Here is a 10,740-nt window from a genome sequence, read left to right as displayed (position 1 = left end):
GATGGCTGATGCCACAGATCTCGTGGATGAACGCCAAGCAGAAGCTCGAGAAGCCGACGAAGGTCAAGGTCTTCAACTTCCTCGAGAAGCTGCAGGAGAACGACGCCATTCCGGGCCTGCACATCGAGCCCATGCAGAACGCGGTGGATGCACGCGCCCGAACCGGACGGGTCGATGGCTCACTTCGTGCTGTCCTCTACCGGATCGAGGTCGAGCCGGGTGGCCCCTTGTACGTGTACATCGGCACGTACGAGCACGACGAGGCGATCGAGATCGCCCGAACACGCGTCCTCCGAGTCAACCCGATCAATGGGGTGACCGAGCTCATCAACGCCAGCGCCAGCACCCCGGAGCCGCTACTCGCTGTTGCGCGGGACGGTGCTGATCGGGTGTCCGTGCAGGCCGAGCCTGCTTCCGCACCCGCGGTGCCGCTCCTCGTCGACCGCGGCTACGTCGTCGACGACCTCACGTCGGAGCTCGGCTTCGACGGAACGACCGCGGCGGCGTTGATGGTTGCGCCGAACGAGGAGGCGCTGCTGCTACTCGGCGAACGCTTGCCGAACCAGTGGCAGCAGAACGCCGTACTCGGACTTGCGGTGGGCGACTCCGTCGAGACGATCAAGACGTCCCTCGGCCTGGGTGCGCCGGTCGCGCCGGAGACCACCGACGACACCGTTGGCGAGGTCGTTCGAGACGTCGTCACAGATGACGGTATCTCAGCGCCGTTGCCTCCAGCCCGACCGCAATCGATCACGTCCGCCGATGACGAACTCGTCGCATCGCTTCAGCGACCCGCGTCGCGCATGCAGTTCACCCTCATCGAGGACAACGCGGAGCTCCGTCGCGTGATCGACGGTGGTGACTTCGGAGCGTGGCGCGTCTTCCTCCACCCCGAGCAGCGCGCCTACGCCAGCAGGTCGTACAACGGGCCGTTCCGGCTCAGTGGCGGTGCCGGAACCGGCAAGACCGTCGTGCTGCTGCACCGCGCTCGCGCGCTCGCGGCGCGTTACCCCCGCTCTCGGATCGCGCTCACCACGTTCACCCGGGCCCTGTCGACAGCGCTCGATCGCGATGTCCAACGGCTCGATCCATCGCTCGAACGCTCGACGCGACTAGGCTCGCCAGGAGTGCTGACGTCTGGGGTGGATCAGCTCGCAGTAGCTGTACGCGACAGCGCGTCCAAGGACGATTGGGCGACGGCGATGACCGCCACGATCGGCCACGCCGTGGAAGGGAACGTCGAGCTAGTCTCCAATGATTTCGGATGGCTGGAGGCGCTCGAGGATGCCGGTGTCGTGCTGCCCGAGGAACTCGCGACCACCTCGTTCCTCGAGGCCGAGTACCTGCAGGTCATCCTGCCGAACCGGGTCACGACCGGAGACGGGTACCGCGCCGTTCGACGAGCCGGACGCGGCATCGCGCTCGATCGTGCGAGGCGGAACGCTGTCTGGGGGGTCGTCGAGCGATTCCGAGCGAACGCTCGCTCGCTCGGACGGCTGAGCTGGGCCGAGCTTGCCTCAGTGGCTGCAGCGCACCTGGGCGCTCACCCCGGCGAGAGGCCGATCGACCATCTCCTGATCGACGAAGCACAGGATCTAACGCCGAGCCAGTGGCAGCTCCTCCGCGAGCTCGTTCCCGTGGGCAAGGACGACCTGTTCATGGCCGAGGACACACACCAGCGGATCTACGGGCAGCACGTCGTGCTATCCCGCTACGGGATCAAGATCACTGGGCGCTCGAGACGGCTCACGTTGAACTACCGGACAACCCAACAGAATCTCCAGTGGGCGCTCGGCGTGCTTGAAGGCGGATCCTTCGAGGATAGCGAAGGGACCGTCGAGTCCGCCCACGGGTACCGCTCGGCGAGACGCGGCCCCGCCCCTGAGTTGCACGGAGCTGCGACGCCAGGCGAGCAGTTCGACTTCGTTGCGGATCGAGTTCGGTCATGGCTCGACGCCGGGGTCGCCCCCGAGACGATCGCAGTCCTCGTGCGAGGGAAGAAGCAGGCAAGTGCGGTCGTGCAGCAGCTCTACGCGAAGGGAGTGTCCGTCAGCGACATGGACGCGGCGCGCGGGATGCCGCAGGTCATGACCATGCACAAGGCGAAGGGAATGGAGTTCTCGCGGGTCGTCGTGTTCGACGTGACCGACGGCGTCATTCCCAGCCCATGGGCGCTCCGCGACAAGACCGGCGGCGACCTCGACGACGCGATGCTGCGGGAGCGGTCGCTCCTGTACGTGGCGGCGAGTCGCGCACGCGACGAACTCGTCGTGTCGTGGCGGGGAGAGCGGTCACCGCTGCTGCGCTAGTTCCCACGGGCGCCGCCAGCGATCCACATGCCAAACCGCAACTGTCACGCCACGAATACCCCATCATGTGAGAAGGAACCGGACCATGACTAAGAGCAGCGCACTTCATGGCACGACGCCAGCGGAGGCGTTGACGGTTCCCGATCGCGGCCGACCCGATGCTGCCGAGGCGATGATCCGGCTGGAGCCTTCGCGGGACCGGTTCGCCGCATTGCCGCTGCCCGAGGTGGGTGGGCAGCCGAGGCCGGCCGGGTCGGTCACTTTGCAGTTGCCGTCGGCGGGGAGGTATTGCGTCGAGGTCGCGATCCCGTTGCGAGAGCTGCCCGCTGACGAGCGCGTGGCGGTGGTCGGGACGCTTGACGGTGGCTGGAGGGTGTTGGCTCAGGCCAGCGCGCTCAACGGGCGGACGAGTCGCTTGGCAATCGCCCTCATCTGATCGTCGAGTACTGCGGGGGTGGTGTCCGTGCGGATCGCATGCCGACGAATTGACGGACCATTGACGAGCTGAACGCCCCCTTCGGTCGCATTGCCCGCCGCGTAGACGAGGTGCCCGACGTCCAATCCGAACCGCCGACAGTACGCCGCCATCTGGTAGAGATCAGCGTTTGGGTACTGACCGTGCTTCTCGACCTTGTACTTCACGTCGATGCACGCGCGCACCTCCCCGTCCACGAGCCACACGAGGTCCGGCGCGATCTTCACCGTCCCCTCGACATCGAGCGTCGACGTGTACTGCGACACGAGCACTCCCCCATAGGGCTTGAACGCTTCGCGCAGTGCCGCCGACACGAAGTCCTCGAACACTGACCACATGTCACCGAGGAACCCCGACGCCACAACCGCCCCAGCACGCTGCTCGAGCGACGACCCCGACAGCACGAGCGATGCCAGCGCCAGCGCAGACGAGTACCGCGCGTTCCGTCGATCCGGCCGGACGACCGGCATCGGAGCCCCGACCGGGATCACCGATACCCCATCGAGCACTCGAACGGTCCGCCGCAGCGCCCCGAGCGCGTCCGCTGGCACACCCGGCAGCCGTAACAACCGCGTCGCAGCGGTCAGCAGCACCTGGTTCTCTGCGATGTCCTCGACGTAGTCGTCGAACGACACCTCGACCGGCAGCGGCTGCCCGCCTCGACGCGTCAGCTGGTCTCCGATTCGCCACCGACCACGCACGAGCGGCAGCGCGTCCTCGCGCGTGACGTACCCGCGGAGCGGTCCTCCGGCCAACGCCCGCGAGGCCTGCCGCACGAACGCGTGCGCCAACGCCGGCACGAGGTCATCGTCCTCCTCGAACCCGAAGTCGTCCTCGGTCCAGATTGCACTCCCAGCACGCGCGTACCCGAGCATCGCGAACAGCCGCCGCACCGGCGTCTTCGGCTTCAGCCACACCGTGTGCCCGGCGATCCGCACGACACCGACCTTCCGGACACCGCTCACGCGGTACTCGTCAGCACCGAGCGTGGGCGCGACGGTCGCGATGTTCGCCGAGGCAAGACCGACCGCCACCGCGCGCGGCAGCCGGTGCACCACCGGCTGGTCCGCCTCCCGCAGCTCAATCGTCGACGGAAGCACCTTCGGCCCCGTCCGCAACGGAGGGCACCGCTTGGCGACGCAGCGTTGCCAGGCCGTACCGAGCCTCCAGGTCGACGCCCTCGCCGTAGTGATGCTCCGCCAGGAGCGGCAAGATCTCGTACCGCCACACGTCCTGCAGACCGGTGCCGCCGAGATCGCGCATCAGGAACGACGGGCCCACCTTGGCATCGTGGTCCTGGATCTGCGCGTTGAGACGCGTCAGTAGCTCGGCACGGTCGTCTTGGAGGCCCTTGGTCGCCGCCCAGCGCGACAGCACGTTCTGCACGGGCGCGCGTTCCGGGTGCAGCTCGATGAACGCGAAGCGGCGCCGCATGGCGGCGTCGAGCATTGCGATCGAGCGATCCGCGGTGTTCATCGTGCCGATGACGAAGATGTTGCTCGGCAGGGTGAATGGCTCGTCACTGTAGAGCAGGGAGATCTCGCTGTCCCGGTACTCGAGCAGGAAGTACAGCTCGCCGAACACCTTCGCGATGTTGCCGCGGTTGATCTCATCGATGACCAGGAAGTAGTTCGCCTCCGGGTTGGCGGCGGCCGCGTCGGCGAGGCGCCGGAGTGGTCCCTTCCGAAGAGTGAAGGCGAGGTTGCCGCTGTCGTCGTTCGCGACGGGGCGGAAGCCCTCGAAGAAGTCCTCGTACGAGTAAGTCGGGTGGAACTGCACGATGGTCGTCTCGCCGTCGGTGCCGTCCGTCACGTGCTTCGACAGGGCCAGGGCGAGAAACGTCTTGCCGGTGCCCGGAGGGCCGTAGAGGATGACCTGCTTGCGCCGCTCGATGAGGTCAAGGGTGTCCTGCAGCCAGCGCTCGGGCATGTGCAGGGCGGTGGCGAGTTCGTTGTCAATAAGGGTGAAGGGTGTCCGTCCGTCTCTTGTTGCGGGGTCGACCGGCGGCAGCACCTTGACCATATCGTCCGGTCCTGTTCGAGGGTCGAGGGCTCCTGCCCACTTCGACTTCAGCGGTTCGCGGTAGTAGACCGCCGGACCGTTCTCCTTTGTCTGCAGTGCGAGTGTGATCTCGAGGAACTCACGATCGGGATCGTCAGCCACCGCCCTGGCATCGGCATCGCCAGCGACCTCGCCGCGGAACACCGAGCGGATGCGTTCACGATCGACAGCTGAAACGACCTCGCCGAATGAATCCGGGTGCACGAGGTACAACAGCTCGTTGCGCAGCGTCGGGAACGGCGTCCCAGGCACCGCGGCGACGAAGTCGCGCCATGCCCACGGGTCGTCGAGGAGCACTTCCCGCTCGTCGTCCGGCAGGGAGACCCACTGGTCGACGAGCCGCACAACGATGGAGAGCGCGTTGTGGATCCCTTGTGCCATGCCCTGGCCGGGGTTGAACGACACTGAACGGAAGGTCTGGTCGACTTCTGCTGGGATCACGATCGGCTCGCGCATCAGGTCCAGCAGCACTTGCACACGTTCGCGCTTCTTCCGCTCACCCGGGATCTGCAACGGGAGGAGTTGCCAGGCGACCAGTTCTGCCATGAGGAGTCGTGCGTCATCACTCGCTTCCACGAACTGCTCGCGGACCTTGTCGAGGAAGCTGTCCCCCGCGACTTCCCCACGCTCGACGAAGCACCGGATCAGCTCCGCGGTGACGTCCGGTCGCCAGACCGAGCGGTGCTCGGCGAAGACCGACGACAGTTGGCGGAGCCCCCGCTCTCGGAAGCGTTGGGATGCTTCTCGAACCCGCTCCGCACCTGTATCGGGTGGCAGGATCGCGACGCCCTGTCGAGCCACACGATCGGCCATCAGCGTCTTGGTGATCTCGCGCGCTGAGCGAGTGGCCTCCTTCCGGAACTCGGTCGGATCGGTTTCCTCCGCAAGAACCTGCCGTCCCGAATCGGTGATCGACCAGAGCCCGTCGCCTGACTTCTGCAACAGACCCGCGCGACCGAGCGTCGACGTCCCGAACCAGAAGGCGTTGCGGCCCCGAGGTTCCGGGCGGGAGGGGACGAAGGTCGACTCCGTCTCGTTCATGGGGACCTGCGCGGACGCTGCTTCCCAGACGTCCTTTCGGGGTGCTGGTTCTGACTGATCTGCGAGGAACCGGAGGCCAGCCAGGAGCCGTTCATCCTGCCGTCGTTGGTCTGTCACGAAGTGCTCCTGATCCGCGGACCTTAGGGAGGGGTCCTCACGTCCCAGATACTAGGGCGATCAGAGTTCCTCGGACACCGGACACCGGGCGGCGAGTGTCCTTGGCCGCAAAGACGTGCGCCATCCCGCAACACCCCCGAAGGGGCACTGGTCACAGGTGAGCGGTCCTCGTACGCTTCCCGAGGAACGAGAGGGGTGCCTGATGGCGAATCGAGTCGAGACAGGCTGCCGCGACTGCAAGAAGTGCACGAACAGCGCTGCAGCAAACTTGGGCAGGAACAGCGTTCGTGCGAGCACCGCCGTGATGACCGTCGGGATCTCGGAGCTCGCAATGGGCTTCACGAAGACCTGCCGAGGGTGCGGGCACAAACTGTCGCTCCACCTCGGTGCGCAGGCGACGACGCCACAGCCGACCATGACTCTGCAGCAGCCGATTCCCGGGCAGTCGGCACCGCAGGGCCCGCCTCCCGGTTGGTACGCGGACGCGCAGTGCCCGAACCGCTGGTGGGATGGTCTTCAGTGGACCGAGCACGTGCAGCAGTTGATGCCGCCTGCGCCCCCAACGGCCCCGTCGTTCTAACCGGCGTCCCGTGCGATCGCTCGGGATGTCTGGAAAATCCGGGATTAGTCAGTTGACACGCATCGCCGATCACCCGGCAGATCATGAGGAGCACGATGGCTGACGAGATCGAGGTCGTCCGCGACGACGAAGGAGTCGCAATCATCGGCGACCCAACTGCGGTGGAGCGCTTTTTGTCTTCGAACGGCCTTCCTTCTCGCGAACTCACCCTTCCTCGGTGGAGCGAAGTCTCGAGTAGTGGATCAATGGCAGCCCAGGCTGGCGCCGGACTGGCAGCGTCGGGGCGATGGGTGAAGCTCACCAAAGACTCCGCCAAAGCGCTGAAGGACTTTCCCGCGATGAAGGGCCCCAATCCCTCCGTCAGCCGTGCGGTGGTGACGGACGGCGGGAAGATCAAGGGCATCCTGCAATTCGTCAAGACACCGGGCTCGGTCCTCACGAACCCCGCCATCCTGACCGGCGCTGCGGGCGTCATGGCGCAGCTTGCGATGCAGCAGGCCATGGACGAGATCACGGACTACCTGGCAAAGATCGACGCGAAGCTCGACGACGTCCTCCGTGCTCAGAAGGACCAGGTCTTCTCCGACATGATCGGCGTCGATTTGCTCCTGAGCGAGGCGCTGACGATCCGCGAGCAGGTCGGGGGCGTCAACGACGTCACCTGGTCGAAGATCCAGGGTGCGAGCCAGACGATCTTGACGGTGCAGTCGTACGCGCTCAGAGCGCTGGACGCACTCGCGGTCAAGCTCGAGAAGACCACGAAGGTCGGCGATCTCGCTGAGCTCACCTCCGACGCTGAGTCGGCCGCGAGTGAATGGCTGGCGGTGCTCGCACGCTGCTTCCAACTGCACGACGGTCTCGCCGTGTTGGAGCTCGACCGGGTCCTTCGGACATCTCCCGACGAACTGGACAGTCACCGCGCCGGTGTGCACGTCGCTCGGTCGCAGCGACGCGAAGCCATCGCCGCCACGACGAAGCGCCTCATCGACCGGATGGACGCGGCCGCCGGGATGAGTGACGTGAAGGTGCTGCTCAATCCGATCGACTCGCGACGGGTCGTCGAGGGTACGAACCGCGTCGCAGCCGGACTAGTCGATTTCCACGGCACACTTGGCATCGAGCACGACCGTTCGACGCTGCACTCGAAGAAGTGGCGCGATGCAGTCGACGACGTCGCGATGGACGCGCGCGATCGTGCCTTCGATGTGAGCGCCGACTCGGTTGACGTCGCAAAACGGCTCGGCGGGGATGCCATCGGGCACGCTGCAAATGCGGCGGGCGCGCTGTCGAACCGCTTGGCGGGGCTGCAGAACCGGATGCGTCGGAAGGCGGAGGAGCCCGTCGATGAATGACGCAGGCCGGCGGCGCTCCGAGGTCCATCGTCGACCCACCCGTCCCGCTCAGCGCGATCGGCACCCGCCGTGCAGCGCTCGCCTTGCTCGCTCCGCTGTCTCCGGGTCCTTGAATGCGACCACGAACGTCCGCTGATCCCGTATCAGCACCCGCAAGGCGGTCTCCCCGCCGACCGAGTACAGGCGCCCCTTCGAGCTTCGGGCCGAGCCCTTGATGCCCCAGCCTCCGTAGTCGCCGTAGGTGTCGATATGCACTATCGCGACATCTGCGATCTCACGTCGAGGCAGCCGCGTCCTCCAGAACGGCGCCAACCCGACCGTGACGCGCTCGGTTGACAACTCGATGAACGCAGCCGCCCGCGCAGTGACCACCATCGCCCAGACAAGCCCGCCAAAAACCAGAGCGAGAACGAGAAGAGACGGGCCATCGAAGCCCTTCGCCGCAGCCCCGGCGACTGCGATTACGGCGATGGGGACCAGGATGAAGAGTGCCCCGACCGCCGCTCCGCGATCCGCTGGGCTTCGGAAGGACTCGTCAGGCGCTGACATGGTTCAACTGCCGTTCGTTTCGTGAGCCCATGTGAAGGGCACGAGCAACGCTCTCGGATTCGTGGGGGCGGAGGAGCAACAGCAGGTCCGCCGCGATCATGATGATCGAGAAGCTCCACAGGCCCATCAGCACGGCGATCGCCAGGTGGAACGCGACAGCGAGGCCCAGGAACAGATGCCGAGGCCTGCGCGGCATGAAGACAGCGCCGACCAGAGCGAGCTGCAGCGCGAGCGTGCCGTACGTCGCGATGACGGTGAGTGGTAAACACTGGAGCGTGTTCCGAACAAGGTCGCCGACGGCTCCGGCCGGGGCGAAGACCGGGTTCTGCATCCAGTACCAGAGCGCCGTCCCGTCCGACCACTCGAGGACGGAGAACTTGGCCACGCTGGCCTGGAAGTACACCCCCATCATCTGGAGAGTCCAGAGCCCGAGGGTGGTGTACCCGATCACGGCTACCCACGAAGAACGGCCCACGTACCGCCTGTCAAGTGTCCAGTGCCAGCGACGGCGGTCGAGCAGTACGAGCGGAACGAGGATGAGGGTCAGGTTCGCGGCGAGGTGTTCGCCGCCGTCGACGGCCGTACTCGAGGTCATGAGGCTCCACGTCACCCACCAGTGTGGAAGGGCAGTGATCGCCGGCAGTAATCCGGTGACGACGATGGCGAGAAGGGATACCGCGATCCACTTCGTGAGTTCGAGGTGCCCGCTGGAGGACCCGATGCAGAACAAGGACATCCACGATGTGCTGTTCCCGCAGTTCGCACCGGACGGGAACGTCGAGCTCCGGAAGAAGAGCTGATCGGTCGGAGTGAAGACGAGCGTGAGCAAGGCCGCCGCTGCGATCGCTGATCGCGCGAGCCCGAGTACCGGCGTGAACGGACTGACGGTCGACACATAACGCTCAAGGCCAACTCTTCCGCAGTTCCCTACGCCGTAGTGACGTTGCAGTGTGGCGGCAGAGGTCATCACTGATCCTCCAGATCATCGCATCGGACAGTCGCGCGGATAGCCTTCGTCGAGGCGTCGTACTGCAGGCCCGCGAAGTCGATCGGAATCGGATCCACAGCGAGCAAGAGGACCTCCCCGCAGAGCCGGAGGTCGTAGCCTTCGGCCGTCCAATCCTGAACACCGCGCTCTGACGCAGCACGCTGGGCGCACTCAGCGATCGAGTTTCCGGTGCAGTCCGACCAAAGTTCATCGATGTCGTGTGGCCCGGTGACCTGGGACACGTCGTACTCGTCGAGTCGCGACGACCGGTTCAACCCGAACGCGTTCCGTGGGGTCGCATTCGGACCCCGAGTCACGGTCTTCCACTCTCCTTCCGCGGTGCGGACGCGGGCTTGCGTAATCGGAGAGCGCGGGTCACGGGTAAAGAAGCCCCATCCTTGCGGCGTGATCTCGCTGACAGCACGCAGACCGTCAGCAACGAATCCCGACGCATGGGTACTGATCGGGAGTGATGCGAAGCCGACCATGGCCACGGCAAGAGTCGCCACCGTGACCACGGTCGTCTCGGCGAGCTTCAGCCTCACGCGGGCAGCGTCTGACCGACGCGGGTTGCGTTCGCCAGGAACTTTTCCTGCTTCACCCGGTCATTGCCGGTTGCTTGGCCGCTGCGCCCGCAACCGGTCCAGGCTCCGCACCACGCATACACGGACACGAGGACAGCAGCGGCCGCTGTGAGGACCGCAGCATTGTGAACGGCAGCTGCTGCGTAGACGGCGAAGGCAACTGCTGCGACACAGGCGGCGACTGCTCCACACATCGATACGGCCGACGTCGAGTTGTACTCCTCCTTGGCTGCGTTCAACTCTTCCTCGGTGTACGTCTCGCTGATGTAGGAGTTGAAGGCTCCTCCGAGCTGTTCGAAGCCCTTCGCGACGGAGTTCACCGATCCCGACCGAATGTTGGCCACAGCGCGCTCGACCGCATCGGGGTTCGATGCGACGAGTCCTTCGCGGGATTCACGCGCGTAAGCCGTGACTCGCTCCAACTCATCGCCGGAGAAGACGGGTTCGATGCTCGTGCCGAGCTGCTTCGCTACGGGGCCGACACCGAACAGCGCCCCGTCGACGAGCAGCAGATCCTGTTCTGAGAGGCCCGACGTGCTGCTCGCAGCCGCCACCTGTTCGACGGCCGTCGCCACGGCTGGCGAGCCGACGAGCGATGCCGCGAGCAGCAGGATGGCAGTCACGAATCCGAGCACGGCAACCCGCGGACGGTGGAGCTTCTGGATGTTCAAGTTTGTCCCTCCC

Annotated in this window: 10 protein-coding genes and 1 pseudogene; 4 read left to right on the top strand and 7 right to left on the bottom strand. The window is 65.8% G+C overall.

All coding sequences use genetic code 11. From position 1 onward, the window contains the following. Window positions 1–8 precede the first annotated feature (8 nt). A complete protein-coding gene (locus DEJ14_RS07060) occupies window positions 9–2,309 on the top strand; it encodes a 3'-5' exonuclease (protein WP_181437655.1) in 2,301 nt (766 codons plus the stop codon). A gap of 85 nt (window positions 2,310–2,394) precedes the next feature. Next, on the top strand, window positions 2,395–2,745 hold the full coding sequence (locus DEJ14_RS07055; protein WP_111086752.1) for a phospho-sugar glycosidase domain-containing protein: 351 nt from the start codon (window positions 2,395–2,397) through the stop codon (window positions 2,743–2,745). On the opposite strand, the gene DEJ14_RS07050 is transcribed toward DEJ14_RS07055, so the two are convergent. From DEJ14_RS07050 to DEJ14_RS19495, 3 genes and pseudogenes are all read right to left on the bottom strand, one after another. Further along, window positions 2,691–3,722, bottom strand: coding sequence for an McrC family protein (locus DEJ14_RS07050; protein ID WP_258373387.1), 1,032 nt, complete (start codon window positions 3,720–3,722; stop codon window positions 2,691–2,693). The genes DEJ14_RS07055 and DEJ14_RS07050 overlap by 55 nt on opposite strands. Window positions 3,723–3,864: 142 nt before the next feature. After that, window positions 3,865–5,658 (bottom strand): McrB family protein, encoded by a 1,794-nt coding sequence (locus tag DEJ14_RS07045; protein ID WP_284180437.1) that lies wholly within the window; start codon window positions 5,656–5,658, stop codon window positions 3,865–3,867. A gap of 81 nt (window positions 5,659–5,739) precedes the next feature. Beyond that, a pseudogene (locus DEJ14_RS19495) lies at window positions 5,740–6,003 on the bottom strand (winged helix-turn-helix domain-containing protein); the annotation flags it as partial. A gap of 202 nt (window positions 6,004–6,205) precedes the next feature. Between DEJ14_RS19495 and DEJ14_RS19490 the strand changes: the two are divergent. Both DEJ14_RS19490 and DEJ14_RS07040 read left to right on the top strand, forming a co-directional pair. Further along, window positions 6,206–6,583, top strand: coding sequence for a DUF2510 domain-containing protein (locus tag DEJ14_RS19490; protein WP_502868815.1), 378 nt, complete (start codon window positions 6,206–6,208; stop codon window positions 6,581–6,583). Window positions 6,584–6,678: 95 nt separating this feature from the next. Next, a complete protein-coding gene (locus DEJ14_RS07040; protein WP_111086770.1) occupies window positions 6,679–7,935 on the top strand; it encodes a hypothetical protein in 1,257 nt (418 codons plus the stop codon). Window positions 7,936–7,983: 48 nt separating this feature from the next. Here the strand turns inward: DEJ14_RS07040 and DEJ14_RS07035 are convergent, their stop codons facing one another. Genes DEJ14_RS07035 through DEJ14_RS07020 form a run of 4 tightly spaced genes read right to left on the bottom strand, consistent with a single transcriptional unit; the run spans window position 7,984 to window position 10,727 of the window. Beyond that, window positions 7,984–8,484, bottom strand: coding sequence for a hypothetical protein (locus tag DEJ14_RS07035; RefSeq protein ID WP_111086749.1), 501 nt, complete (start codon window positions 8,482–8,484; stop codon window positions 7,984–7,986). After that, on the bottom strand, window positions 8,471–9,451 hold the full coding sequence (locus tag DEJ14_RS07030) for a sporulation-delaying protein SdpB family protein (protein ID WP_111086748.1): 981 nt from the start codon (window positions 9,449–9,451) through the stop codon (window positions 8,471–8,473). The genes DEJ14_RS07035 and DEJ14_RS07030 overlap by 14 nt, the downstream gene beginning before the upstream one ends. After that, the gene (locus DEJ14_RS07025) at window positions 9,451–10,017 is read right to left on the bottom strand and encodes an SdpA family antimicrobial peptide system protein (RefSeq protein WP_111086747.1); all 567 of its coding nucleotides are present in this window, start codon (window positions 10,015–10,017) and stop codon (window positions 9,451–9,453) included. Before DEJ14_RS07025 ends, DEJ14_RS07030 begins: the two co-directional genes overlap by 1 nt. Further along, window positions 10,014–10,727 (bottom strand): sporulation delaying protein family toxin, encoded by a 714-nt coding sequence (locus DEJ14_RS07020; RefSeq protein ID WP_146249842.1) that lies wholly within the window; start codon window positions 10,725–10,727, stop codon window positions 10,014–10,016. Before DEJ14_RS07020 ends, DEJ14_RS07025 begins: the two co-directional genes overlap by 4 nt. Window positions 10,728–10,740: the final 13 nt, after the last annotated feature.

The organism is Curtobacterium sp. MCJR17_020, from assembly GCF_003234365.2.
Taxonomy (GTDB): Bacteria; Actinomycetota; Actinomycetes; order Actinomycetales; family Microbacteriaceae; genus Curtobacterium.
This window is presented reverse-complemented; position numbering and strand designations above follow the sequence as displayed.